General features: G+C 39.4%; 30 protein-coding genes. 25 read left to right on the forward strand and 5 right to left on the reverse strand.

The window, feature by feature from the left end; genetic code table 11:
- The first annotated feature begins 12 nt into the window (after positions 1–12).
- From deoD to BCR25_RS04310, 3 genes are all read left to right on the forward strand, one after another.
- On the forward strand, positions 13–720 hold the full coding sequence (gene deoD, locus BCR25_RS04300; RefSeq protein ID WP_069662396.1) for a purine-nucleoside phosphorylase: 708 nt from the start codon (positions 13–15) through the stop codon (positions 718–720).
- Positions 721–807: 87 nt separating this feature from the next.
- Positions 808–1,998 (forward strand): iron-containing alcohol dehydrogenase, encoded by a 1,191-nt coding sequence (locus BCR25_RS04305; protein ID WP_069662397.1) that lies wholly within the window; start codon positions 808–810, stop codon positions 1,996–1,998.
- A 25-nt stretch (positions 1,999–2,023) separates the two neighbouring features.
- Positions 2,024–2,368 (forward strand): hypothetical protein, encoded by a 345-nt coding sequence (locus BCR25_RS04310; protein ID WP_069662398.1) that lies wholly within the window; start codon positions 2,024–2,026, stop codon positions 2,366–2,368.
- A gap of 117 nt (positions 2,369–2,485) precedes the next feature.
- Here BCR25_RS04310 and BCR25_RS04315 read toward each other — a convergent pair whose 3' ends face one another.
- Complete coding sequence (locus BCR25_RS04315; protein WP_069662399.1) at positions 2,486–3,172, reverse strand: 2,3-diphosphoglycerate-dependent phosphoglycerate mutase; 687 nt, start codon at positions 3,170–3,172, stop codon at positions 2,486–2,488.
- A gap of 351 nt (positions 3,173–3,523) precedes the next feature.
- Between BCR25_RS04315 and BCR25_RS04320 the strand changes: the two genes are divergently transcribed.
- Positions 3,524–3,799 (forward strand): hypothetical protein, encoded by a 276-nt coding sequence (locus tag BCR25_RS04320; RefSeq protein WP_069662400.1) that lies wholly within the window; start codon positions 3,524–3,526, stop codon positions 3,797–3,799.
- A complete protein-coding gene (locus tag BCR25_RS04325; protein WP_069662401.1) occupies positions 3,792–4,109 on the forward strand; it encodes a hypothetical protein in 318 nt (105 codons plus the stop codon). Before BCR25_RS04320 ends, BCR25_RS04325 begins: the two co-directional genes overlap by 8 nt.
- A 150-nt stretch (positions 4,110–4,259) precedes the next feature.
- Here the strand turns inward: BCR25_RS04325 and BCR25_RS04330 are convergent, their stop codons facing one another.
- Together BCR25_RS04330 and rpiA are read right to left on the reverse strand one after the other, a co-directional pair.
- Positions 4,260–4,841 (reverse strand): recombinase family protein, encoded by a 582-nt coding sequence (locus BCR25_RS04330; protein ID WP_069662402.1) that lies wholly within the window; start codon positions 4,839–4,841, stop codon positions 4,260–4,262.
- A 132-nt stretch (positions 4,842–4,973) separates the two neighbouring features.
- Complete coding sequence (gene rpiA, locus BCR25_RS04335) at positions 4,974–5,651, reverse strand: ribose-5-phosphate isomerase RpiA (RefSeq protein WP_069662403.1); 678 nt, start codon at positions 5,649–5,651, stop codon at positions 4,974–4,976.
- A gap of 353 nt (positions 5,652–6,004) precedes the next feature.
- On the opposite strand from rpiA, the gene rpsL reads away from it, so the two are divergent.
- The 6 genes from rpsL (at position 6,005) to BCR25_RS04365 (ending at position 11,544) form a co-directional block, all read left to right on the forward strand.
- Positions 6,005–6,424 carry a 30S ribosomal protein S12 gene (gene rpsL, locus BCR25_RS04340; RefSeq protein WP_069662404.1) on the forward strand — a complete coding sequence of 140 codons (420 nt, stop codon included), beginning with the start codon at positions 6,005–6,007 and terminating at the stop codon, positions 6,422–6,424.
- Between the two features lie 59 nt (positions 6,425–6,483).
- On the forward strand, positions 6,484–6,954 hold the full coding sequence (rpsG, locus tag BCR25_RS04345) for a 30S ribosomal protein S7 (protein WP_069662405.1): 471 nt from the start codon (positions 6,484–6,486) through the stop codon (positions 6,952–6,954).
- 81 nt (positions 6,955–7,035) lie between these two features.
- Positions 7,036–9,120 (forward strand): elongation factor G, encoded by a 2,085-nt coding sequence (gene fusA, locus BCR25_RS04350; protein ID WP_069662406.1) that lies wholly within the window; start codon positions 7,036–7,038, stop codon positions 9,118–9,120.
- 127 nt (positions 9,121–9,247) lie between these two features.
- Positions 9,248–10,435, forward strand: coding sequence for an elongation factor Tu (gene tuf / locus BCR25_RS04355; RefSeq protein ID WP_069662407.1), 1,188 nt, complete (start codon positions 9,248–9,250; stop codon positions 10,433–10,435).
- Positions 10,436–10,673: 238 nt separating this feature from the next.
- On the forward strand, positions 10,674–11,000 hold the full coding sequence (locus BCR25_RS04360; protein WP_069662408.1) for a PadR family transcriptional regulator: 327 nt from the start codon (positions 10,674–10,676) through the stop codon (positions 10,998–11,000).
- Complete coding sequence (locus tag BCR25_RS04365; RefSeq protein WP_069662409.1) at positions 10,990–11,544, forward strand: DUF2812 domain-containing protein; 555 nt, start codon at positions 10,990–10,992, stop codon at positions 11,542–11,544. The genes BCR25_RS04360 and BCR25_RS04365 overlap by 11 nt, the downstream gene beginning before the upstream one ends.
- A gap of 42 nt (positions 11,545–11,586) precedes the next feature.
- On the opposite strand, the gene BCR25_RS04370 is transcribed toward BCR25_RS04365, so the two are convergent.
- Together BCR25_RS04370 and BCR25_RS04375 are read right to left on the reverse strand one after the other, a co-directional pair.
- Positions 11,587–11,979 carry a tautomerase family protein gene (locus BCR25_RS04370; RefSeq protein ID WP_069662410.1) on the reverse strand — a complete coding sequence of 131 codons (393 nt, stop codon included), beginning with the start codon at positions 11,977–11,979 and terminating at the stop codon, positions 11,587–11,589.
- A gap of 25 nt (positions 11,980–12,004) precedes the next feature.
- Positions 12,005–12,760: a DeoR/GlpR family DNA-binding transcription regulator gene (locus tag BCR25_RS04375; protein ID WP_069662411.1), complete on the reverse strand. Its 756-nt coding sequence runs from the start codon at positions 12,758–12,760 to the stop codon at positions 12,005–12,007.
- A gap of 277 nt (positions 12,761–13,037) precedes the next feature.
- Between BCR25_RS04375 and BCR25_RS04380 the strand changes: the two genes are divergently transcribed.
- The 14 genes from BCR25_RS04380 to rplB all read left to right on the forward strand — a co-directional run bounded on the left by BCR25_RS04380 (position 13,038) and on the right by rplB (position 26,481).
- Positions 13,038–14,498 (forward strand): CoA-acylating methylmalonate-semialdehyde dehydrogenase, encoded by a 1,461-nt coding sequence (locus tag BCR25_RS04380; RefSeq protein WP_069662412.1) that lies wholly within the window; start codon positions 13,038–13,040, stop codon positions 14,496–14,498.
- 19 nt (positions 14,499–14,517) lie between these two features.
- Positions 14,518–15,336, forward strand: a complete 819-nt coding sequence (gene iolB / locus BCR25_RS04385; protein ID WP_069662413.1) for a 5-deoxy-glucuronate isomerase — start codon at positions 14,518–14,520, stop codon at positions 15,334–15,336.
- A 19-nt stretch (positions 15,337–15,355) separates the two neighbouring features.
- Positions 15,356–16,315 carry a 5-dehydro-2-deoxygluconokinase gene (gene iolC, locus BCR25_RS04390; protein ID WP_069662414.1) on the forward strand — a complete coding sequence of 320 codons (960 nt, stop codon included), beginning with the start codon at positions 15,356–15,358 and terminating at the stop codon, positions 16,313–16,315.
- 21 nt (positions 16,316–16,336) lie between these two features.
- On the forward strand, positions 16,337–18,250 hold the full coding sequence (iolD, locus tag BCR25_RS04395; protein WP_069662415.1) for a 3D-(3,5/4)-trihydroxycyclohexane-1,2-dione acylhydrolase (decyclizing): 1,914 nt from the start codon (positions 16,337–16,339) through the stop codon (positions 18,248–18,250).
- 79 nt (positions 18,251–18,329) lie between these two features.
- Positions 18,330–19,334 carry a Gfo/Idh/MocA family protein gene (locus tag BCR25_RS04400; RefSeq protein WP_069662416.1) on the forward strand — a complete coding sequence of 335 codons (1,005 nt, stop codon included), beginning with the start codon at positions 18,330–18,332 and terminating at the stop codon, positions 19,332–19,334.
- Between the two features lie 21 nt (positions 19,335–19,355).
- Entirely contained in the window at positions 19,356–20,384 is a 1,029-nt protein-coding gene (gene iolG, locus BCR25_RS04405) for an inositol 2-dehydrogenase (RefSeq protein WP_069662417.1), read from the forward strand.
- Positions 20,385–20,409: 25 nt separating this feature from the next.
- Positions 20,410–21,303 (forward strand): myo-inosose-2 dehydratase, encoded by an 894-nt coding sequence (gene iolE / locus BCR25_RS04410; protein ID WP_069662418.1) that lies wholly within the window; start codon positions 20,410–20,412, stop codon positions 21,301–21,303.
- Positions 21,304–21,327: 24 nt separating this feature from the next.
- Positions 21,328–22,929, forward strand: coding sequence for a solute:sodium symporter family transporter (locus BCR25_RS04415; protein WP_071879563.1), 1,602 nt, complete (start codon positions 21,328–21,330; stop codon positions 22,927–22,929).
- Between the two features lie 31 nt (positions 22,930–22,960).
- Positions 22,961–23,266 (forward strand): PTS sugar transporter subunit IIB, encoded by a 306-nt coding sequence (locus tag BCR25_RS04420; protein WP_069662419.1) that lies wholly within the window; start codon positions 22,961–22,963, stop codon positions 23,264–23,266.
- Positions 23,267–23,706: 440 nt separating this feature from the next.
- Positions 23,707–24,015 carry a 30S ribosomal protein S10 gene (rpsJ, locus tag BCR25_RS04425; protein ID WP_002389727.1) on the forward strand — a complete coding sequence of 103 codons (309 nt, stop codon included), beginning with the start codon at positions 23,707–23,709 and terminating at the stop codon, positions 24,013–24,015.
- Between the two features lie 24 nt (positions 24,016–24,039).
- A complete protein-coding gene (gene rplC / locus BCR25_RS04430; RefSeq protein ID WP_069662420.1) occupies positions 24,040–24,669 on the forward strand; it encodes a 50S ribosomal protein L3 in 630 nt (209 codons plus the stop codon).
- A 25-nt stretch (positions 24,670–24,694) separates the two neighbouring features.
- On the forward strand, positions 24,695–25,318 hold the full coding sequence (gene rplD / locus BCR25_RS04435) for a 50S ribosomal protein L4 (RefSeq protein WP_069662421.1): 624 nt from the start codon (positions 24,695–24,697) through the stop codon (positions 25,316–25,318).
- Positions 25,318–25,611, forward strand: coding sequence for a 50S ribosomal protein L23 (locus BCR25_RS04440; RefSeq protein ID WP_069662422.1), 294 nt, complete (start codon positions 25,318–25,320; stop codon positions 25,609–25,611). The genes rplD and BCR25_RS04440 overlap by 1 nt, the downstream gene beginning before the upstream one ends.
- 39 nt (positions 25,612–25,650) lie before the next feature.
- A complete protein-coding gene (rplB, locus tag BCR25_RS04445; RefSeq protein WP_069662423.1) occupies positions 25,651–26,481 on the forward strand; it encodes a 50S ribosomal protein L2 in 831 nt (276 codons plus the stop codon).
- Positions 26,482–26,512: the final 31 nt, after the last annotated feature.

A 26,512-nucleotide genomic window follows, 5' to 3' on the forward strand; every position in this document is an offset into this window, starting at 1 on the left:
GGAGCGAAAAAAATGAGTGTGCATATCGAAGCAAAACCAGGTGAAATCGCAGATAAAATTTTACTCCCAGGAGATCCGCTGCGTGCAAAATACATTGCAGAAACTTTTTTAGACAATCCTGTTTGTTACAACCAAGTTCGGGGAATGTTAGGCTATACAGGCACATACAAAGGTGAACGTGTTTCGGTACAGGGAACAGGAATGGGCATGCCTTCGGCAACTATTTATGCCCATGAGCTGATCAATTCATATGATGTAAAAAAACTGATTCGTGTTGGAACATGCGGTTCGATTTCTGAAAAAGTTAAAGTAAGAGATTTAGTGATCGCACAGGCAGCAGCGACACCGTCATCAATGATTCGCAATGATTTTCCTAAATATGATTTTCCGCAGATCGCAAATTTTGATATGCTGTTAAAATCTTATACAGTAGCGAAAGAAAAAGGCTTCACGACTCATGTAGGAAATGTATTATCAGATGATGTATTTTACAAGGAAAGCATGGATGAAGTGTTTAAACTAGGACAATTAGGTGTTTTAGCAATAGAAATGGAAGCTGCCGCATTGTATTATTTGGCTGCTAAATTTGACGTACAGGCTTTGGCGATTATGACTGTTAGTGACAGTCTAGTGACTGGAGAAGAAACAACGGCTGAAGAACGCCAAACAACATTTAATGATATGATCGAAGTAGGGTTGGAGACCGCGCTTCATAGTTAAGATTAAAAGAGATTGAAATGAATTACTTTCAATCTCTTTTTCTTTGATTTATCATAAAGAAAGAGGTTTGAATGGAGGAAAAAAACTATGGATAATTTTCGATTTTATGTACCAACAGATATTCGTTTTGGGCAAGATCGCTTAGCTAGTGAGCTTACAGAGGTTTTAGATACGTATGGAAAAAACGTTCTTTTAGTATATGGCGGCGGCAGTATCAAGAAAAATGGTTTATATGATCAAATCATCAACTTATTAGAAGGCAATCAGCATACGATTGTCGAATTGAGTGGTGTAGAGCCAAATCCACGTATTGAAACGGTTCGCCGCGGTGTGGCATTATGTCGTGAGCATCAAATTGATGTCATTTTAGCAGTAGGCGGAGGTTCAACGATTGATTGTTCGAAAGTCATTGCGGCGGGTGTTTTTAGTGAAGAAGATCCGTGGGAAATCATTTTGGGTAGAAAGGGATATCAGGGAGAAGCGCTACCGATCGTAACGATTTTAACACTAGCAGCTACAGGAAGTGAAATGAATTCCGGTGCGGTTATTTCAAATCTGGAAACCAATCAAAAACTAGGGGTTGGCGGACCAGCTATGATGCCGAAGGTTTCATTTCTTGATCCGGCCAATACCTTTACCGTGCCTGCTTATCAAACAGCAGCGGGCTCAGCGGATATTTTAAGTCATTTATTTGAAAGCTATTTTAATGTAACAGCAGGAACAGATGTACAGGATTTTGTTTCAGAAGGACTAATGCGGTCAGTAATCAAGCATTGTCCAATTGCTCTCAAAGAACCTGATAATTATGACTCTCGTGCTAACTTGATGTGGGCAAGCAGCTTAGCGTTGAATGGCCTGACACGTAACGGCAAACATGGTGTATGGTCGTGTCATGCGATGGAACATGAATTAAGTGCTTTTTATGACATTACTCATGGGATTGGTTTGGCTATCTTAACACCGCGCTGGATGGCGTATGTATTATCGGAGCAAACCGTAAATAAGTTTGCCCAGTTTGCTAAAAATGTGTGGGATATTACAGAAGCAGATAAAATGAAAGCTGCCAAGCAAGGGATTCAAGCAACATATGACTATTTCAAAGCATGCGGCATTCCAATGACCTTACCTGAAGTGGGGATCGATGCAGAGAAATTTACAGAGATGGCAAAACAGGCAGTGGCTCACAGTACGATTAAAACCTCTGCTTTTGTACCATTGAGTGAAACAGATGTTGAAAACATCTATCAAGAATGTTTAACAGAATCTGATTTTATCTAAACGACATGAAAAGAGGCAACGGAGCATGCAACAACTATTTGATGAAACCTACTCTGGTAATCGAACGTTATGGTACGGTTATTTTCCGACGCTCGAACAACAAGAGCTGATCAATGAAATCACGCGTATCGTTCAAAACGATTTGGTTACGTCTAAAGAAGTTCAAGCAACGAGCTGGATTTTTTATAGTGAAGTAAAACAAAGCGATGCCTTAGAAGAGGAGATTCGCTCTTCGATCATGGTCCGGTTTGTAGATGGGCATTATTATGTGCACTATAATATGTCTGATTTTGAATTTGTGACTCAAAGAGAGCAAATTTATGATTGGCTTAGCAAATTGGAAAAACAATTAATGTCAAACATCAAATAACAAAGGAGAAGGAAATCAAACGGGGAAAAACGTTTAGCTTTCTTCTTTACAACTGAATAACAAAAACAGCAGCACCTTCAGAAATAGTCTGAAGGTGCTGCTGTTTTGTTGATCATTTTATAAGTAGTATTTTTTAGCTACTGTTAGGTCATCGTTTAATTCATAAACAAGTGGTTGACCTGTTGGGATTTCAAGATCCATGATATCTTCATCTGAAATACCTTCGATGTGTTTTGCTAACGCACGTAATGAATTACCGTGAGCGGCAACTAGCACAGTTTTATTGTCTAATAAAGCAGGAGCGATTTCGTCTTGCCAGAAAGGTAACGCACGTTCTAGAGTCACTTTCAAGTTTTCACCGCCAGGAACATCGCGTTTGTCTAACATTGCATAACGACGATCGTTAGCTGCTGAACCTGGATCTGTTGTTTCCAATAGTGGAGGAAGAGTGTCGTAAGAACGACGCCAAATGTGTACTTGGTCATCTCCGTATTTTTCAGCAGTTTCTTTTTTATTCAAGCCTTGCAATTTACCATAGTGACGTTCGTTTAAGCGCCAAGATTTTACTTGTGGTACCCATAATTGATCTGAGTTTTCCAAGATTAAGTTACATGTTTTGATTGCACGTGTTAATACAGAAGTGAAAGCAATATCGAATTCGATACCAGCTTCTTTGATTTTGCGTCCGCCTTCTTTGGCTTCTTCAATTCCTTCAGGTGCTAAATCCACATCGACCCAACCTGTAAATTGGTTCAATGCATTCCATTCACTAAGTCCATGACGAGAAAAAACTAATTTTGGCATGTATAGCTCTCCTTTGAGTTGTAGTTTCTGAAACTTTCATTTCTTTTTCTATTGTACACCGTTTTAAAATAGATTTCCATTGTAAATTAGCAAAAGTCAGCGGAAATACTAAGAGAAAGGAGAGACAGCAGAAAAAAATGGAAACGGATCAGAGGATATACTACTCCTTTGCAGAGAGGGGGGACGGAAAATTATATAAATAATAAAAAAGAATCCTTGATTTAATAAGGTTTCTGCTTTATTTTAGAGATAGACAATCTTTTGAACGATTTCAGTCGATCGAAGAATTGCTGTAGTAGGAACTTGAAATAGTAACGAATCGTTTAAAAGCTAGAAAAGGATGGTGTTTATATGGATGAAAAGGAACGTCAAAAAGAACTTGTTCGACAACTAGGTGAAGAAGCAGCTGCTAAGCAAAAACAGATACGATTAGACGTTGAAAAAAAAGCGGATGAAGGAATGGCTCGCATTCTCGAAATCATCAAAGATACGCAGAAATTAGTGGAGCAGTGGTCTGATATTACGATAGAGGAAGAACGCCCTAAAAAGCCTGATCTTCGTTTAGTTCCGCCGATTTCTTCCGAAACACCAGTACAAGATACAAAAAAGGAGGAGCTAGATGAGTGAAAAGCGACCCAAAATAAACATAGAGATGAATCCTACTCAGTACTATCCACACGTACGAGAAGAACTAAAGAAAGAACTGGAAACACAATTCCCTAATGATCCCCAAACGGTCGAACAACATCTAAGCTATGCGGATGCTCTTCACACCCTTGAAAAAGAAATGGAGCAAATAATGGTTTCTCTGGATCAAAAATTGATTGCAGCAGAAAATAATGCATTAACCTTTTTAGAGGCTAGTCCAGAGCGTATTCCACTCTATGTTCGACGTTTAACTGCGCATTATGAACAGTGGAAAAAAGAAAATACATAGCTCAAAAAAACAAACCAAAGGTAGAGACGATACTCGCTCCTTTGGTTTGTTTTTTTGAATGCTTGATTGAGTTTCTCGTGCCTCTGTTATCTAAAAAGACAATTAAAAGCATTTTGGAGATTTGAGCTGCGGATCAATCATGTTATCTTATTAGTATAGCTTCGCTACTTCATTTTCGGGTAAATTAATGTACTTGTAGCAAGTACCGATAGAGACATTGCATTTTGTTGCTATGAGTTGAATTGTTTCACGTTTTTCATGATATAAATGGCGAATACGTTTCACTGTACGTCCATCTATTTTTGGGCGACCGCCGATTTTTCCTTTTTTACGGGCATTATTTAATCCAACCAATGTCCGTTCTTTGATCAAATTACATTCCATCGTTGCCAAGCTGTTCATCATTTTGAAATAAATCTCACCCATGGGCTCACGCGTGTCGATCTCATCATCTAAACTAACTAAATGAATACCGGAACCTTTGAATTCTTGCGTGAGTTCAGTCAATTGGCGAGTAGAACGTCCTAAACGGTTTAAGCTGCAAATCACTAAAATATCTCCAGCCTTCAGCTCATTCAAAACAGTTTCCAACTCAGAAGTCAATTGTTTGTCATCGGTGACATCGAAAGATTCATGATAGATTTCATCACAGCCGAAGTCAGACAATGTATTGATCTGAGTATCTAAATCGTTCTCAGTAATAGTTGTTCGAGCATAACCAATTAATTTCATCATTCGTCCTTTCTTATTCAAAAAGTAAATATAAACTACTAAAAATGTAGCATATAACCGAAGGAAATGATAGGTATATTTTTATCTTTTTTTAATCTTTTTTATTGTTTTCAAATCGGAATCAAAGAATGTCTACTGCGGTACGTGAATTGTTTCCGGCCCATTTTCGCCGCCGATAATCACAGTTGAAACGATATTAAGAAAAAGTCCGTGTTCCACGACACCGACGAGCTGATCCAGATAAGTGCCTAAAGCAATAGGATCTTCAATAACCTCTAAGTGGAGATCGATAATATAATGCCCGCCATCTGTAACCACAAGATCACCAGTAGGGGTTGTTCGTAAAACTGGGGCATAGCCCTTTTCTTCAAATAAATGAACTAGCTGCTGACTACCGTATGGAACGACTTCGATCGGCAGAGGGAACTTTCCTAATTTATTTACCATTTTTGATTTATCAACGATCCAAATACATTGTTTGGAATACGTGGCTACGATTTTTTCAAATAAAAGAGCAGCACCACCGCCTTTGATTCCTTGAAAGTCTGCACTGATCTCATCAGCTCCGTCGATCGTCAGGTCAACATACGGAACCTCATCGATACTCTTTAGAGGAATCCCTAAAGCTTGAGCCTGACGTTCTGTTTCTTTAGAAGTCGTCACACCAGTGATCGTTAATCCTTCTTCTTTTACACGTCGACCGATTTCATCTACCATAAATTTTGCAGTAGAGCCTGTTCCAAGACCTACGATCATACCATCTTCTACATATTTTGCAGCTTCAATGCCTGCCATTTGTTTAAGGTTCATTAGCTGTCTCGCCCCTTTCGGATAATCAAAAACATTGTACCGTTAAACGAAAAAAAAAGATAGAATGATCTGATAATTTCTTGTGTTTCTTCTATTAAAAACGATTAATTTGAATGCAGAAAAGAAAAAGTGATCGTTTTACTAAAAAACTAGGGGAAAAGGTTGACAGAACAAGTGTATCATGCTATCCTAGCAAAGGTGCTTTATCTACAGGTCTCTCAATGGAGACGTGCTGACTGTCTATCAAAGCATATTTGATAAAGAGTGCATAGATTGCATTATTTTTTATCGCTAAAAAAGAACCACCTGGATGTGTGGGACTAGATGCGAAATGAGGAAGGAGGAAACAAGGAATGCCTACAATTAATCAATTAGTACGTAAACCTCGTAAATCAAAGGTGGAAAAATCTAATTCACCAGCGTTGAACAAAGGATATAATAGTTTCAAGAAATCTCAAACGAACGTAAACTCACCACAAAAGCGTGGGGTTTGTACTCGTGTGGGAACAATGACACCTAAAAAACCGAACTCAGCTTTACGTAAATATGCCCGTGTTCGTTTGTCTAACTTAATCGAAGTAACAGCTTATATCCCAGGGATCGGTCACAACTTACAAGAACATAGCGTGGTTTTACTACGTGGTGGACGTGTAAAAGACTTACCAGGGGTACGTTATCATATCGTACGTGGTGCGCTTGATACAGCCGGCGTTACTGCTCGTAAACAAAGCCGCTCTAAATATGGTACTAAAATGCCAAAAGCAGCTAAATAATTCGACAATCACTAAAGGTATTATATAAAATAAAGAATTTTCGGAAGGAGGAGTTACGGATGCCTCGTAAAGGTCCTGTTGCAAAACGTGATGTTTTACCAGATCCAATTTATAACTCAAAATTAGTAACTCGCTTGATCAACCGTGTAATGGTTGACGGTAAACGCGGGATTGCTGCTAATATCATCTATAATTCATTTGATATCATCAAAGAATCTACAGGTAACGATCCATTGGAAGTTTTCGAACAAGCAATGAAAAACGTTATGCCTGTCCTAGAAGTTAAAGCTCGCCGTGTCGGTGGTTCTAACTATCAAGTGCCGGTTGAAGTTCGTCCAGAACGTCGTACAACTTTAGGTCTTCGTTGGGTTGTTAACTACGCTCGTTTGCGTGGAGAGCACACAATGGAACAACGTCTAGCGAAAGAAATCATGGATGCTGCTAATAATACAGGTGCTTCAGTTAAAAAACGTGAAGACACTCATAAAATGGCTGATGCTAACCGTGCGTTCGCACACTATCGTTGGTAAGATCCTCTGTGTTTGCGGTGTAACGCCGCAACATAAAGCTATGTCTATTTGATTTAAATAAAGAGAGGAGAACACCCTAGAATGGCAAGAGAATTTTCGTTAGAAAACACTCGTAATATCGGAATCATGGCCCACGTTGATGCTGGTAAAACAACAACAACTGAGCGTATCCTTTATTACACTGGTAAAATCCATAAAATCGGTGAAACACACGAAGGTGCTTCACAAATGGACTGGATGGAACAAGAACAAGAACGTGGTATCACAATCACATCTGCCGCAACAACTGCGCAATGGAAAGGATACCGAGTAAACATCATCGACACACCAGGACACGTGGATTTCACTATTGAAGTGCAACGTTCACTACGTGTATTAGATGGTGCTGTAACCGTTCTTGATTCACAATCAGGCGTGGAACCTCAAACTGAAACAGTTTGGCGTCAAGCGACTGAATATAAAGTTCCGCGTGTTGTTTTCTGTAACAAAATGGATAAAATCGGTGCGGATTTCTTATACTCTGTAAACTCATTACATGATCGTTTACAAGCAAATGCACATCCAATCCAATTACCAATCGGAGCAGAAGATAGCTTCACTGGGATCATTGACTTGATCACAATGAAAGCTGAAATTTATACAAATGACTTAGGTACAGACATTCAAGAAACTGAAATTCCAGAAGAATACATGGATCAAGCAGTTGAATGGCGTGAAAAATTAGTTGAAGCAGTTGCTGAAACTGATGAAGACCTAATGATGAAATATCTTGAAGGTGAAGAAATCACAATCGAAGAACTTAAAGCGGGTATCCGTAAAGCAACAATCAACGTTGAATTTTTCCCAGTTATGGCTGGTTCTGCCTTTAAAAATAAAGGTGTTCAATTGATGCTTGATGCAGTTCTTGACTACTTACCTTCACCACTTGATATCGAAGCAATCAAAGGTATCGATGTGAAAACAGACGAAGAAACAACTCGTCCTGCTGATGATGAAGCACCGTTTGCATCATTAGCATTTAAAGTTATGACTGACCCATTCGTAGGTCGTCTAACATTCTTCCGTGTATATTCTGGTGTCCTTGAAAGTGGTTCATATGTATTGAACGCTTCTAAAGACAAAAAAGAACGTATCGGACGTATTCTGCAAATGCACGCGAACACTCGTCAAGAAATTGACAAAGTGTATTCAGGTGATATCGCAGCAGCCGTTGGTTTGAAAGATACAACAACAGGGGACACATTGTGTGCAGTTGATGCACCAGTTATCCTTGAATCAATCGAGTTCCCAGAACCGGTTATCCAAGTTGCTGTTGAACCTAAATCAAAAGCTGACCAAGATAAAATGGGTGTGGCTTTGCAAAAACTTGCTGAAGAAGATCCTTCATTCCGCGTTGAAACAAACGTTGAAACTGGTGAAACAGTTATCTCTGGTATGGGTGAGCTTCACTTAGACGTATTAGTAGACCGTATGAAACGTGAGTTCAAGGTTGAAGCAAACGTCGGTGCTCCTCAAGTATCATACCGTGAAACATTCCGTGCACCTCTTACTCAAGCAGAAGGTAAGTTTGTACGTCAGTCTGGTGGTAAAGGACAATACGGTCACGTATGGGTTGAATTTACACCAAATGAAGAAGGTAAAGGCTTCGAATTTGAAAACGCAATTGTCGGTGGTGTGGTTCCTCGTGAATACATCCCAGCAGTTGAAAAAGGCTTATCAGAAGCGATGAACAACGGGGTTCTTGCGGGCTATCCATTAGTGGATATCAAAGCAAAACTTTACGATGGTTCATACCATGATGTCGATTCAAATGAAACAGCCTTCCGTGTAGCGGCTTCTATGGCATTGCGCGCGGCAGCTAAAAAAGCGAACCCTGTGATTTTAGAACCAATGATGAAAGTAACAATCACTGTTCCAGAAGATTACTTAGGTGATATCATGGGACACGTTACAAGTCGTCGTGGACGTGTTGAAGGTATGGAAGCACACGGTAACTCACAAATCGTTAACGCGATGGTACCGTTGGCTGAAATGTTTGGTTATGCCACAACATTACGTTCAGCAACACAAGGTCGTGGAACATTCATGATGGTCTTTGACCACTATGAAGATGTACCAAAATCTGTACAAGAAGAAATCATCAAGAAAAATGGCGGCAACGCTTAATAGAACCTTATTGATTTAAGACTATGCTTTTTTCATGATTTCATGTAAAATAGTTAAAGATGATCAGGTAGTTGTCACTATCTATCAAATAAAATAAAATTCATATATTTTAGGAGGAACATTTAAAATGGCTAAAGAAAAATTTGACCGTTCTAAACCCCATGTAAACATTGGTACTATCGGACACGTTGACCATGGTAAAACTACATTAACTGCTGCAATTGCAACTGTGTTAGCTAAACACGGTGGCGGTGAAGCTCAAAACTATGCTGATATCGATAACGCTCCAGAAGAAAAAGAACGTGGTATCACAATCAACACTTCTCACATCGAGTATGAAACTGATGCTCGTCACTACGCTCACGTGGACTGCCCAGGACACGCGGACTACGTTAAAAACATGATCACTGGTGCTGCACAAATGGACGGAGCTATCTTAGTAGTATCTGCTGCTGATGGTCCTATGCCTCAAACTCGTGAGCACATCTTGTTATCACGTAACGTTGGTGTACCATACATCGTTGTTTTCTTAAACAAAATGGATATGGTTGATGACGAAGAATTATTAGAATTAGTAGAAATGGAAGTTCGTGATTTATTATCTGAATACGACTTCCCAGGTGATGACACTCCTGTTATCGCTGGTTCTGCTTTGAAAGCTTTAGAAGGCGACGCTTCATACGAAGAAAAAATCATGGAATTAATGGCTGCAGTTGATGAGTACATTCCAACTCCAACTCGTGATACTGACAAACCATTCATGATGCCAGTTGAGGATGTATTCTCAATCACTGGTCGTGGTACTGTTGCAACTGGTCGTGTTGAACGTGGAGAAGTTCGCGTTGGTGACGAAGTTGAAATCGTAGGTATCAAAGACGAAACATCTAAAACAACTGTTACAGGTGTTGAAATGTTCCGTAAATTATTGGATTACGCTGAAGCAGGCGACAACATCGGTGCTTTATTACGTGGTGTAGCACGTGAAGATATCGAACGTGGTCAAGTATTATCTAAACCAGCTTCAATCACTCCACATACAAAATTCAAAGCTGAAGTTTACGTGTTATCAAAAGAAGAAGGCGGACGTCACACTCCATTCTTCACAAACTACCGTCCTCAGTTCTACTTCCGTACAACTGACGTAACTGGTGTAGTTGAATTACCAGAAGGTACTGAAATGGTAATGCCTGGTGATAACGTAGCTATGGATGTTGAATTAATCCACCCAATCGCTATCGAAGACGGAACTCGTTTCTCTATTCGTGAAGGCGGACGTACTGTTGGTTCAGGCGTTGTTTCTGAAATCGTTAAATAATTAGACTTAACTATAGCAATAACCAGTGTAAGAAGCTGGGGTACTCGGACGTAAGCCGAAGGGATTTCCCTTCGGCTTTTTTTGTATTTTGTACTAGTTAGCAATTGGATACATAGTTGGACTAAAAGGTCTATTTTCAAAAATTTACAAATTTTCTTGACATATATCGAGGTTCGATATAATATAGTGGTATGATATATCGAACTTCGATATACATTTGAGAGGACGAAGTTAGCCGATGGAAGATAAGTTAAAAAGAATCTACATACCAATGACAGAAACTGGTTTTTATATTTTATTTGCACTAAGAGAAGAACGTCACGGATATAACATCATTCAATACGTGAAAGAGTTGACGAATCAGGAAATCATTATTAGTGCTGGTACAATGTATGGTAGTCTTAGTAAAATGGAAAAGGATGGCTTAATTCAAGTAACAAAAGAAGAAAATCGGCGGAAAAGTTATCAGCTCACAGAATTGGGAGAAGAAATACTAATACTTGAGATCAACAGAATCAATAGATTGTACAAAAATAGTATTGGAGAGAAAAGAGATGGGGAATAAAAAAGTAAGAAAACGGTTTGAGTTGGCAGATTATTTGGAGGAAGAGATATTTCTCCGAGAGTACCATAATAAAGGATGGAAAATGGTGGATCTTAAACTTCCGTTTAGTACGTATATTTTCGAAAAGTGTGAGCCAGAAGATTATGTGTATCAACTAGATTTTAAACAAGAAAATCAGGATGTAGAACAGTATCTACAACTATTTGAAGATTGCGGCTGGGAATATTTTTATAAATTTGGCAACTGGTATTATTTTAGAAAATTAAAATCTGAAATAGATGATGAAAATGTAATCTTTAGTGATGCTTCAACACGCGCTGAAATGGCTAAAAAGGTTGTGAAATTCCAAGGGATGATTTCCTTAATAGCGCTGTTTCCGCTGCTTTATTTCGCGCCTATAATGTTAAGGGGAGTGAGAGGAAGAGGTGGTGTCTTGCTAGGCTTATTAGCGATATATGGAATAATCATCCTTTTTCTGACGGGCATTCAACTGAGAAATTTTTGGAAACTTAAGCAGATTATCAAGCGAGAAGAGCAACTATAAAAACAAGCTGAAAGGACATTTCTTTCAGCTTGTTTTTATAGTTCAAAGTTCTCCTGTCAAAAATTGTGCTTTCCCGAAACCAAAACTCCAATCGGCATCATCATTAATGACAAATGAAACAAGCAAATTTTCAGGTGCAATCCCACATAATTGATCTAGCTGTTGCGCAAGCAGCTGATAAAATTTTTCTTTTTGAGCAGTTGTTCGCTCTCGGCTGATAATGGTTAGTGCAATCATCTGTTGAGGATCTCTTTTGAACCCTAAGCCTGTATCTTCCATCACCATTTCAAATGGTTTATGCTGGGTAACAATTTGATATCTATCACCAGTAGGAACCTCAAAAGCGTTTAAAACAACGGAATGAGCGACATCAAGAATCGCTTGTATTTCTTCTTCGCTACGACCTTCAAGCAGATCGAACTTTAATAAAGGCAAATCGACTCCTCCTTTTTCCAAAACGTTAGTTACTGTATAAAAGCGCAATACCATGCAAATCACAGAAATCGATGTATTCTTGGGGAATCTCTTTTGTTGTGACGATTCCTCTGATACTTTCTAAAGGTGAATAAGTCAATAATGTTGAATGATCAAATTTTGAACGATCTGCTAATAGATAAATCTCCTTCGTTCTTTGCACGATCATCTTTTTTATTCGATATTCCATCAAATCTGAATTGGTCAATCCACTTGTGATCGATACGCCAGTGGCTGCCATAAAGGCTTTATTTATGTTGTATCTGGTGACAACTGCTTCATCTTCAATTCCTACAAAGGAACGCGTGCTTCTCTTATAACTATTTCCGATGAGTATTAGTTGCACATTTTTCATTGCGGCTGCCAAGTTAATGATATCGAGATTGTTTGTTAACAGGGTAAAAGGGAGTTCAGAATCAACGTTCTGTAAAATCTGACTAGTCGTTGTTCCTGAATCGATATAAATTAAATCATTTTCTTCAATCAAAGTGGCTGCTTTTGCACCAATTTCTTCTTTTTCTTTTTGATTATGAATCGTTCGGTTTTCAAAAGAGACGAGATTATTTTCTACATAGACAACTCCGCCATAAACCTTCTTCACCGTTCCACTTTTTTCCAATTCATTGATATCTCGACGAATCGTATTTTTAGAAACGTTGAATACGCGACACAGCTCATCAAGAGAGATACTTCCTTTTTGCTGAATGTGATTTTCAATTTGCTGAATACGTTGTAATTTCATTTGCAGTAACCTTTCCACTTCGTGTATTAAATTCACTATAACATATGACCTTAATGTTATCAAGAAGTGACCAAGAAAGGTGGGTTTTTACTCATGATTTGCATTTTTCAAACTGTTTTTTCATAAAAGTAAATAAGAAATAACCAAAAAAGATCGAAAAATAACCAAAAATAGATTGACTAATTGAAAGTGCAACTGTACAATGTAATCAAAAGTTCACCAAATATAATCAACATATGATCAAAAATGTTCCTAATAAAGCTCGGAGGATGAGTAGATGACAGAAATACGAAAATTGAAGAATTATATTGGCGGAAAATGGCTTGATAGCCGTACAGAAGCGTATGAGAAAGTGTACAATCCCGCTACAACAGAAGTCCTGTGTGAAGTACCGCTTTCTACAAAAGAAGATTTAGATGCGGCTGTGGAAAATGCAAAAGCTGCATTTGAAACATGGAAGCAACTCGCTGTACCGCGTCGTGCTAGAATCTTGTTTAGCTATCAGCAATTGCTCATAAAGCATAAAGAAGAGCTTGCTCGTTTGATTACTATCGAAAATGGAAAAAATCTCAGTGAGGCTTTAGGAGAAGTACAAAGGGGAATTGAGAATGTAGAATTCGCTGCCGGCACGCCAACCCTGATGATGGGCGATTCTTTGGCATCGATAGCAACTGATGTAGAAGCGGTCAATTATCGTTATCCGCTTGGTGTCGTTGCTGGAATCACCCCCTTCAATTTTCCAATGATGGTTCCTTGTTGGATGTTTCCGCTGGCCATTGCATGTGGGAATAGTTTTATATTAAAACCTTCAGAAAGAACGCCTTTATTAACAGAACGATTAGTTGAATTATTTACGGAAGCAGGATTACCACCTGGCGTATTCAACGTTGTTTATGGGGCGCATGATATCGTGAATGGCATTTTAGAGCATCCAGAAATTAAAGCGATTTCATTCGTAGGCTCTAAGCCGGTTGGTGAGTATGTGTACGCTCAAGGTAGTAAGTACTTGAAAAGAGTTCAAGCATTGACTGGAGCAAAAAATCATTCCATCGTTTTAAAAGATGCGGATTTAGATGATGCGGTCACAAACATCGTCTCTGCTGCATTTGGTTCTGCGGGTGAGCGATGTATGGCCTGTGCGGTAGTAACCGTTGAGGACGCAGTAGCAGATGCTTTTATTGAAAAGTTAAAGGTAAAATCAGCCAATATAAAAATTGGCAACGGACTAGAAGATGGCGTATTTTTAGGTCCAGTTATTCGTGAAGAAAATCAAAAGCGAGCAATGGATTATATCGAAAAGGGATTGCAGGAAGGGGCGACTTTGATAGCGGATGGGCGAAAAAATGTGCCTGAAGCTGGCTATTTTATAGGACCGACGATTTTTGATGACGTGACAACCGAAATGACAATTTGGCAAGATGAAATTTTTGCCCCTGTTCTTTCTATCATTAGAGTGAAAAACCTAGAAGAAGCTGTTCATGTAGCGAATCAATCAGAATTTGCTAACGGCGCGTGTTTGTTCACGAATAATGCCTCGGCGATCCGCTATTTTAGAGAAACGATCGATGCAGGAATGCTGGGAATCAATTTAGGCGTACCAGCACCAATGGCGTTTTTCCCGTTTTCGGGTTGGAAATCTTCTTTTTACGGTACTCTTCATGCCAACGGAAAAGATGGTCTAGATTTTTATACACGGAAAAAAGTAGTGACAGCTCGTTATCCCAAAGCAAATATATAAAAGAAAAGAGGAAGTAAAAATGGCTCATTTAAAATACACGCCTGTTCCGCGAATGCTAGCTAAAGGTGTTACTTTGCTTCAACAGATCGACAGCCAGAATACTTCACTTCACTACATTGAATTAAAAGTAATGAAGCTTTCAGCTGAAAGTAGCTATCAAGAATCATTAGGGGAAAAGGAAGTTTGTGTTGTTGCTTTGACCGGAAAAATTACAGTGACAGATGGCGAAAAGCAGTTCAGTGATTTAGGTACGAGAAAAAGTGTATTCGAAAAAATCCCGACAGATAGTGTCTATATATCAATTAAACAAACGTTCAAAATTTCAGCGGTGACCGAAGCAGTGGTTGTTTTGTGTTATGCACCATCTGATAAGAAAAAGACGACAACGTTGATTAAAGCATCAGACAACACGATTGAACATCGAGGAGTCCAACAAAATAAACGACTGGTTCACAACATTCTGCCGGATACTTGTTCGATTGCAGACCGATTATTGGTTGTTGAAGTCTTTACTGATGGAGGAAATTGGTCGAGTTATCCACCTCATAAACATGATCAAGACGATTTGCCTCGTGAATCGCTATTAGAAGAAACCTATTATCACGAAATGAATCCTAGACAAGGGTTTGTTTTTCAACGAGTGTATACAGACGATCGGCTATTAGATGAAACGATGACGGTGGAAAATGGCGATGTAGTTGTTGTACCGAAGGGCTATCATCCGGTAGGTGTTCCTGATGGTTATGATTCGTATTATCTGAATGTCATGGCGGGTCCGTTACGGAAATGGCAATTTCATAATGACCCAGCTCATGAATGGTTATTAGATAGAAAATGAAAAAAGTGGAGGAATAGAGATGGCAAAGAGATTTGATATCATTGCTTTAGGTCGAGCATGCATTGATTTGAATGCTGTGGAATACAACCGTCCGATGGAAGAAACGATAACATTTAAAAAATATGTGGGTGGTTCGCCAGCAAATATCGCCATTGGTAGTGCTAGATTAGGCGCAAAAGTTGGTTTTATTGGAAAAATTTCTAATGACCAACATGGTCGCTTTATTGAAAATTTTATGGCTGATGTTGGGATTGATACCAGTCAAATGATTGTGGATCAACATGAACACAAGTCAGGCTTGGCTTTTACAGAAATTAAAAGTCCGGAGGAATGTAGTATTTTGATGTACAGAGATCAAGTAGCTGATCTCTATTTGAAACCAGAAGAAGTTGACGAGCAGTATCTCAAACAAACGGATCTTTTATTAATTTCTGGAACAGCATTGGCACAAAGCCCGTCTCGAGAAGCTGTTTTAAAAGCTATTTCTTATGCACGGAAAAATCAGATAAAGGTTGCATTTGAACTGGATTATCGACCGTATACATGGCAGACACCTGAAGAAGTGTCTATCTACTATTCGATCATTGCAGAACATGCGGATATCGTGATTGGAACAAGAGATGAATACGATGAAATGGAAGGTAAATCAGGTGGAACCAACCAAGAGACGACCAATTATTTATTCCAACACCGTCCAGAGTTGATTGTCATAAAACATGGAGTAAAAGGTTCTTATGCATATACCAAAGATGGCGCGATCTATCAAGCGGGCTCGTATAAAACAAAAGTACTAAAGACTTTTGGTGCGGGTGATTCTTATGCAGCGGCCTTTTTATATGCATTAAGTAATGGGAAAGATATCGAAACAGCATTGAAATACGGCAGTGCTTCAGCGGCGATAGTGGTAAGTAAGCATAGTTCTTCAGAAGCAATGCCGACCGTACAAGAAATCGAACAATTAATTGCAGCACAATCTTGATAGAAGTAAGGTGAAAAATGAATGGTAAAAACAATTCGATTAACCACAGCACAAGCACTCGTCAAATTTTTAAAGCAACAATATATTCATGTGGATGGAGAGGAATTTCCTTTTGTTGAAGGGATCTTTACTATTTTTGGACACGGAAATGTTTTGGGAATCGGACAAGCTCTTGAAGAAAACCCTGGACATTTAAAGGTCATACAAGGGAAAAACGAGCAAGGAATGACACATGCAGCAGTTGCATACAGTCGGCAAATGTTACGACAGAAAATTTTTGCCGTCACGGCTTCTGCCGGACCAGGCTCGGCGAATATGATCACTGCTGCTGCGACAGCTTTTGCCAATAATATTCCAGTGCTGATATTACCGGCAGATACTTTTGCAACAAGGCAGCCAGATCCCGTTTTGCAACAATTAGAGCACGAGACAAGCGCTGCTGTAACAACAAATGATGCCTTTAAAGCAGTGTCGAAATATTGGGATCGTATTCAGCGGCCAGAGCAGTTGATGAGTAGCTTATTGAGAGCGTTTGAAGTGATGACAAATCCAGCGACAGCAGGGCCGGCAACGATTTGTATTGCTCAAGATACAGAAGCGGAAGCGTACGATTATCCAGAAACATTTTTTGAAAAGAGAATTCACTATTTGAATCGTTTGCTTCCAACGGAACGAGAGTTAAAAGGTGCGGTCGATAGAATCAAAGCAAGTAAAAAGCCTGTGATTATCGTTGGTGGCGGAGCTAAGTATTCTGAAGCGCGCGAAATTTTGATGGCATTATCTAGTCGATGCGGGATTCCATTAGTAGAAACACATGCTGGAAAATCCACAGTGGAAGCTAGTTTCGAAAATAATTTAGGCGGCACAGGTGTTTTGGGTACGTTAGCTGCGAATAAAGCAATCCGACAGGCGGACCTGATTATCGGTATTGGTACACGCTACACAGATTTTACGACGTCTTCAAAAACAGCATTCAATTATGAACAGACGAAGTTTTTAAATATCAACGTAAACCGGATGCAAGCGTATAAGTTTGATGCTTTTCAAGTGATCGGTGATGCTAAAGCAACGATAGAGAAGTTATTTCCTTTGTTAGCGGACTATCAAGCGACATTTGGAAAGACGATCCAGCAGCTAAAGACAGAATGGTATCTTGAAAGAGAACGATTAGGAAAAACTGCGTTCACAAGAGAACATTTTGTACCAGAAATCGCTGGACAATTTACACAAGAAATCTTTAACGAGTATGCGGACGTACTTCATACTGAGTTCACTCAATCAACGGCATTTCTGACCATTAATGAAGTGGTGGCAGACGACAGCATAGCGATCGCATCTGCCGGGTCGCTGCCAGGAGATATGCAGCGCTTGTGGCATGCTGAGGTGCCGAACACGTATCATTTGGAATATGGCTATTCTTGCATGGGCTATGAAATTGGTGGTGCTTTAGGCGTGAAACTAGCGAATCCAACCCAAGAAGTCTATGCGATGGTAGGAGACGGAAGCTTTTTGATGCTGCATTCAGAGTTGGTCACAGCATTACAGTACAATCAAAAAATCAACATTATGCTATTCGATAATTCCGGATTCGGCTGTATCAATAATTTACAGATGTCAAATGGTAGTGGCAGCTATAAATGTGAGTTCAGAAATTACAATAACCAAATTATGACTATTGATTACGCCAAAGTAGCTGAAGCATATGGGGCAAAAGTCTATCGCGCCAATACGACAGAAGAACTGATAGCAGCTTTGGAAGATGCCAAAAAACAAGAAAAGTCCACCTTGATAGAAATGAAGGTTCTGCCAAAGACGATGTCAGATGGCTATGATAGCTGGTGGCATGTAGGTGTTGCGGAAGTATCGAAAAAAACTGAAGTGCATGAAGCGTATCTGAAAAGTCAGGAAATGCTGAAAAAGGCGAAAGAATATTAAAAAAACAATTTAGAAAAGGTTTGAATGAAACCGGATACAAAAAATCGAAGAATAAAAAATGAAAGCGGAGGTACAACGAATGGATTTAAAAGTAGGCGTTATTGGAACGGGTGCGATTGGCATTGAACACATTAAACGGATCAACGAAAAAGTACAAGGGGCTTTTGTAACAGCAGTCTCCGATATAAATATCGAACAAGCTAAAAACTTAGCAAGTGAAATCGATGCAGTCTTTTTTGAAAAAGGAGAAGAACTGATTGCCTCTTCAGATGTGGATATTGTAGTGGTTACATCATGGGATCCTACGCATGAAAAATATGTACTAGAAGCTATCAAACATAAAAAGTATGTCTTCTGTGAAAAACCACTAGCAACGGATAGCGCTGGTTGTAAACGAATTGTTGATGCGGAAATCGCAGCCGGAAAAAAACTAGTTCAGGTTGGCTTTATGCGCAGATATGATCGTGGCTATATCGAGCTGAAACAAGCGATTGAAACGAAAACGTTTGGAGAACCCTTGCTACTACATTGTGCCCATCGGAATCCAACGGCAGATAAAAACTATTTGACACCGATGGCGATCATCAATACAGGGATTCACGAGATTGATGCTTTGCGTTGGCTATTACAGGAAGACTATGTTTCAGCACAAATGATTTTGCCGAAACAAACAAGCTATACTCATGAAAAATTGCATGATCCACAAATACTGATTTTAGAAACAACGTCGGGTATTCATATCGACTTGGAAATTTTTGTCAACTGTCAATTTGGTTATGATATCAAATGTGATGTTGTTTGTGAGACGGGGGAAATTGGCTTAGAGGATCCAGCATATACGCATATGAAAGCCAAAGGCAAAAACTATACGAAGATTTCACCAGATTGGCAGACTCGTTTTGTCGAAGCCTATGATTATGAATTTGAGTTGTGGATTCGTTCGATTCAAGCTGGCGAATTTGCTGGGCCAACTGCTTGGGATGGCTATGTTGCCGCGGTCACGATGGACGCTTGCGGAAAAGCGAGAGAAACCGGAGAAAAAACGAACATCCAATTAGAAGCTTGTCCAGCGTTATACAAATAAATTGATTGGAGGAGGAAATAAATGGAGAAAATCAAGGTTGGGATTGTTGGCTTAGGACGTTTAGGGAAAGTGCATGCGGAAAATTTGGCAGAAAATGTGCAAGGCTGTGAATTAGTTGCTGCTTGCAGTGTTGTTCAAGAAGAACTGGATTATGCGGTAGCAACCTTAGGGGTGAAAGAAACCTACAAAGACTATGCAGAAATGGTCAAAAGTCCAACATTGGACGCGATCTTCATCGTTTCGCCTTCAGGCTTTCACTGTGAACAGATCCAGCTGGCGATGAAACAGGGGAAACATGTTTTTAGTGAGAAACCTATCGGGTTGGATTTAGCTGAAATCGAAGAAACACAAGCAATTGTTGGACGTTATCCAGATCAAGTCTTTATGTTAGGGTTCATGCGCCGTTATGACGACTCATATCTATATGCCAAACAATTGGTTGAAGCAGGAGAACTTGGAGAACTGACCTTGATACGTTGTTATAGCATTGATCCAAGTTCAGGGATGGAAAGCTTTGTAAAATTTGCCGGAGCTAGTGATAGCGGAGGGATATTTATGGATATGTCCATTCATGATATTGATCTGATTCGCTGGTTCACTAAAAAAGAAGTTCATAAAGTTTGGGCTATCGGTAAAAATGCCGCTTATCCAGCCTTGGACAAGGTTGGTGAACTAGAAACGGGAATGGCGATGCTGCAATTGGAAAATCAGGGAATGGCGCTACTAGTTGCTGGAAGAAATTGTCAGCATGGCTATCATGTAGAAACAGAACTAATCGGTACAAAAGGGATGTTGCGGATCGCGGCGATACCTGAGAAAAATTTAGTAAGTGTTATGAACGAGGACGGAGTCGTTCGCGCTTGTTCCCAAGACTTTCCCGAGCGTTTCCGTGAAGCCTTTGTGAATGAAGCGCAAGAGTTTATTTCGTGCATTAAAGAAAAGCGCAAACCTGAAGTTTCTGCCTATGATGGTTTGCAGTCAACAAAAGTTGCATTAGCGTGCAAAGAAGCGTTCGAATCAAATGAACTTATTACTATTGAAGATAAATAAAAAGAAGTGAGGAGAGAACAAATTAATGAGTAATCAAAAAATCCGTCTGGGCATAGCACCCATCGCTTGGACTAATGATGACATGCCTGAATTAGGCAAAGAAAATACCTTTGAACAGTGTATTAGTGAAATGGCATTGGCAGGTTTTGTCGGAACAGAGATTGGCAATAAGTATCCAAAAGATCCAGAAATATTGAGACCGTATCTTGATAGTCGCGGCTTGTCTGTTGCTAGTGCTTGGTTCAGCGCCTTTTTGACAACTAAACCTTATGAGGAAACCGAAACAGCATTTATTACACATATGAATTTTTTACATGCAATGGGCGCTAAGGTGATTGTCGTATCTGAGCAAGGGCATAGTGTGCAAGGACAAATGAAAACCTCGGTTTTTGCCGAAAAGCCTGTATTTTCTGAAGAAGAATGGAAGCTGTTGGCTGACGGGTTAGAACGGTTAGGTGAATTAGCTCAAGCTAAAGGGATGGCAATTGTTTATCACCATCATATGGGGACAGGGGTTCAGACGACGACTGAAATAGATCGCTTGATGACTATGACTGATCCCACAAAAGTGTCATTGTTGTTTGATACCGGACATTTAGTATTCTCTGGAGAAGATCCAATCGAAATCTATCAAAAATACCAAGAACGAATCAAGCATATTCATTTCAAAGACATTCGAGAAGCTGCAGCGAAACAAGTAAAAGAGACAAATCAAAGCTTCTTAAGCGCTGTTAAATCAGGCGTCTTTACGGTTCCTGGAGATGGTATGATCGATTTTGCACCAATTTGGCATGAAATTGAAAAGAGCGGTTATAGTGGTTGGATTGTAGTAGAAGCCGAACAAGATCCAGCAAAAGCCAACCCGTTTAACTATGCAGTGAAGGCGAGAAAATATATTCGTAAAATCACGAACATTTAAAATCTTGAAAAGGAGCGTAAAGAGATGAATATATTTTCTCTCATTAGTTTTATCATCATCGTAGCTTGTGTATGGCTATTCGCATTTAGTCGCTCTAGAGGAGTCGACACTTCTGGTTCGGAAGGCTTTTTCATGGGCGGAAGAAGTCTAACTGCACTGCCGATTGCCGGATCAATCATCATGACCAACCTGTCCACGGAACAAATCGTTGGGCAAAATGGACAAAGCTATCATGCGGGAATGGAAGTGATGGCTTGGGAGGTGACAGCTGCCATTGCAATCGTGGCGTTAGCAGTTATATTTTTACCGAAATATTTTAAATATGGCATCAATACAGTTTCAGATTTTATTGAAATCCGTTATGACACAGTGACAAAAAGAATCATTTCGATCTTATTTATTGTCACGTACATGATTTCCTTTTTACCAGTTGTTTTATATTCAGGATCGTTGGTTTTCAATAAGATTTTTCATATCGATGAATTACTAGACGTTCGTCCGATTGTTGCAATCATCTTAGTTGCTTTCATTATAGGTGTGATCGGTATTCTTTATTTACTTATTGGCGGATTGTCATTGAGTGCCAATAGTGACACTGTTTATGGTGTAGGATTGTTGGCGTGTGGTTTGTTGATTCCCATTTTAGGAGTGATGAAATTAGGGGAAGGAAATTTCATTGGTGGGATTGATTATATTGTTGATCATACACCCTGGCTACTTAATTCTGTGGGTGCAATTGATTCAGCTGTTGTCCCCTGGCCGACATTATTTACAGGAATGCTGTTTAATAATTTATATTTTTGGTGTACGAATCAGATGATCGTTCAAAAAGCTCTGTCGGGAAAAAATTTAGCGGAAGCGCAAAAAGGAACGTTTGTAGTCGGGCTGTTTAAAGTTTTTGGTGCACTGTTCTTAGTTTTCCCAGGTATCGTAGCACGTAATATTTTTGGTGATGCGTTGATGAATAATCCAGATAATGCTTATCCGTATCTCGTAACGGAAGTTTTACCACAGGTTCTGTTTGGTGTTTTTGCCGCAGTGATTTTTGGAGCCATTCTATCGTCTTTTGCAGGGGCTTTAAATGCTACGGCTACCCTGTTTTCTTTAGACTTTTATAAACCAGTGATCAACAAACAGGCAGATGATAAACAGATTGCTCGTGCAGGCAAAGTAATTACGATCATTGTTGGCGTGATTTCAGTTATCGTTGCTCCTTTCATTTCTTTTGCTCCAGCTGGGTTGTATCAATTCGTTCAAGAATTTAATGGCTTATACAATATGCCGCTGTTAGTCATTATCCTGTTTGCGTTCTACTCTAAAACAGCGACAGCGGCTGCAGCGAAGTATACAATTGCTATTCATATATTTTTGTATACGCTATCAAAAATGTTTTTAAGAGATATTCACTTCTTATACGTGTTGAGCCTGTTGTTCTTCCTTGATGTATTGATCATGTTGGCAATCTCTAAATGGAAACCAGATGGCAATTTTGTGTTAGAGTCATTTGATACAAAAGTAGATATCAAACCATGGCGGCATACAAAAGTTGTTTCTATTGCGTTGGTGTTGATTGTCATATTAACGTACGTCGCTTTTTCTCCGATAGGTTTTGCAAGTCTGCAATAAGTATGACGGATAAAGAAGTAGGAGGTTTTGAATGGAAAAGAGGATTCTGATTATTTGTGAGGCAGGGATCAGCGCTTCGCTGCTGGTTTCAAAAATGCTGGAGACACTTAGAGACGAGGGTTTGGACTATGAGGTTGATTATGCTCCGATGAAACGGATACAAGAAAAACTTTCATATACAAACTATGACGTGCTGCTGCTAACCCCACAAGTAGCGCGCTACAAAGAGGAAGTACAGAAAATTATTGAGCAAGAAAAGTGCGTCTCAAAAATTATCTTTATGAAATCAGAAGATTTTCAATACATGAATGTTGAAAAAATAATTAATGAGCTTTAAAAAGTTCGCTAACTTATAAAAAGGAACAAGAAAGGATCTATTAGATTTTCTCTTGTTTCTTTTTCTATGTAGAAAATAGAACAGCCGAAAAATCTTATTGAGTGTCTTTCTTCTATTATAAGCAATAAAATATAGAGAAAAGATTGCCAATTGATTGGATTGAAAAAAATCGTATGAAATGAGCTTTCTTTTACGAAAATGCTTGCAACAAAAAAATGCTTTTTTTCTGAAAAAATCCTTGCTATTGCTGTGTTTCTGTAATATAATTACAAAGGTGCTGTTTACAGAAGTGTGAAAAGCACTGGTAAATCAAGGTTTTGATCTACCGGCTAAGAAACGAGAGGTTGCGACACGCCCGGACGCTTTGCCACGAACGAGCGTGACGGAAAAATTTTCGTGGAGCTATGTCTACTTTCAAAATAGGCGAAGGAGGGAACAAGATGGCAAAACAAAAAATTCGTATCCGTTTAAAAGCGTATGAACACCGTATTTTAGATCAATCAGCGGATAAAATTGTGGAAACAGCAAAAAGAACTGGAGCTGACGTATCAGGTCCGATTCCATTACCAACAGAACGCTCACTTTACACAGTTATTCGTGCGACTCATAAATACAAAGATTCTCGCGAACAATTCGAAATGCGTACTCACAAACGTCTTATTGACATTGTGAACCCAACACCAAAAACAGTTGATGCTTTAATGAAGCTTGACTTACCATCTGGTGTGAATATTGAAATCAAACTATAAAATTAAGATGATGGAGGTGTACTCATGACCAAAGGAATCTTAGGGAAAAAAGTGGGAATGACACAAATCTTTACTGAGTCTGGTGAATTAATTCCAGTAACAGTAGTAGAAGCTACGCCAAACGTAGTTTTACAAGTAAAAACTGTTGAGACTGACGGATACGAAGCTATCCAAGTTGGTTACCAAGACAAACGTGAAGTTTTATCAAACAAACCTGCGAAAGGTCATGTTGCAAAAGCAAACACGGCTCCTAAGCGCTTCATTAAGGAATTCAAAAATGTTGAGCTGGGAGAATACGAAGTAGGAACAGAAATTAAGGTAGATGTTTTCCAAGCAGGAGACATTATTGATGTTACAGGAACAACGAAGGGTAAAGGATTCCAAGGCGTTATCAAACGTCACGGACAAAGCCGCGGACCAATGAGTCACGGTTCTCGTTACCACCGTCGTCCTGGGTCAATGGGTCCAGTAGCACCTAACCGCGTATTTAAAAATAAAAAACTTGCTGGCCGTATGGGTGGCAACCGCGTAACAATTCAAAATCTTGAAATTGTTAAAGTGGACGCTGAAAGAAATGTTATCTTGATCAAAGGAAACATTCCTGGAGCGAAAAAATCATTAATCACAATCAAATCAGCTGTGAAAGCTAAATAAGTGTAGGGAAAGGAGGAACTAAGGAATGCCGAATGTAGCATTATTTAAACAAGATGGAACTCAAAATGGTGAAATCACTTTAAACGAAGAAATTTTCGGAATCGAACCAAATGAATCAGTTGTCTACGATGCAATCATCATGCAACGCGCTTCATTAAGACAAGGAACACACTCAGTAAAACACCGCGGAGAAGTTCGTGGCGGCGGCCGTAAACCATGGCGTCAAAAAGGAACTGGTCGTGCTCGTCAAGGTTCAATCCGTTCACCACAATGGCGTGGAGGTGGCGTAGTTTTCGGACCAACACCACGTTCTTACAGCTACAAACTTCCTAAAAAAGTTCGTCGTTTAGCAATGAAATCTGTATTATCAGATAAAGTTGCTGAAAACAACTTGGTTGCAGTTGACGCATTAAGCTTTGACGCACCAAAAACAAAAGAATTCAAACAAGTTCTTACAAACTTATCTATCGATGCGAAAGTATTAGTAGTTTTAGAAGCAGGGAACGATTTTGCAGCATTATCTGCACGTAATCTTCCGAACGTTTCTGTAGTAACTTCTGATAACGTAAGTGTTCTAGATATCGTTTCTAATACTAAAGTATTGGCAACACAAACTGCTCTTACTCAAATTGAGGAGGTGCTTGCATAATGAACTTACTAGACGTAATCAAACGCCCGGTGATCACTGAAAAATCCATGCTTGCTATGGACGAAAAGAAATACACTTTCGAAGTGGACACTCGCGCAAACAAAACATTAGTAAAACAAGCTGTAGAAGCAGCTTTTGACGGTGTTAAAGTGAAAAACGTAAACATCATCAACGTGCGTCCAAAATTCAAACGCATGGGTAAATATGCAGGATATACTAAAAAACGTCGCAAAGCTGTTGTGACATTAACAAACGATTCAAAAGAAATTCAAATTTTCGATGCTGCTGAATAAGCAGCCCATGTTTAATTATTAAATGGGAGGGAAAAAGACGTGGCGATTAAAAAGTACAAACCTACCACAAATGGCCGTCGTAATATGACAACGTCTGATTTCGCAGAAATCACGACATCAACACCAGAAAAAACGTTGTTGGCGCCATTAAAAAACCATGCCGGTCGTAACAACAACGGTCGTATCACCGTTCGTCATCAAGGTGGCGGTCACAAACGTCAATACCGTTTGATCGATTTCAAACGTAATAAAGACAACGTTGTAGCGGTTGTTAAAACAATCGAGTATGATCCAAACCGTTCTGCTAACATCGCGTTAGTACATTACGAAGATGGAGTAAAAGCATACATCTTAGCACCAAAAGGATTAGAAGTAGGCATGCGCCTAGTTTCAGGTCCAGAAGCAGATATTAAAGTAGGGAACGCATTACCATTGGAAAACATTCCAGTAGGTACTGTTGTTCACAATATTGAAATGAAACCTGGTAAAGGCGGTCAATTGATCCGTTCTGCTGGAACAAGTGCTCAAGTACTTGGTAAAGAAGGCAAATACGTATTGATCCGTTTGAACTCTGGTGAAGTTCGTATGATCTTAGCTACATGCCGTGCAACAATCGGTTCTGTAGGTAACGAACAACACGAATTAATCAATATTGGTAAAGCCGGTCGTTCTCGTTGGATGCGTAAACGCCCAACAGTTCGTGGTAGCGTAATGAACCCGAACGATCACCCACACGGTGGTGGTGAAGGGAAACAACCGATCGGACGTAAAGCTCCAGTATCACCTTGGGGTCAACCAGCTATCGGCTTGAAAACTCGTAATAAAAAAGCTAAATCAGACAAACTTATCGTTCGTCGTCGTACTAAATAATTTTTTTGACCATGTGTCGTACATTTTGAGA

The organism is Enterococcus termitis, from assembly GCF_001730305.1.
GTDB classification, from domain to species: Bacteria; Bacillota; Bacilli; order Lactobacillales; family Enterococcaceae; genus Enterococcus_L; species Enterococcus_L termitis.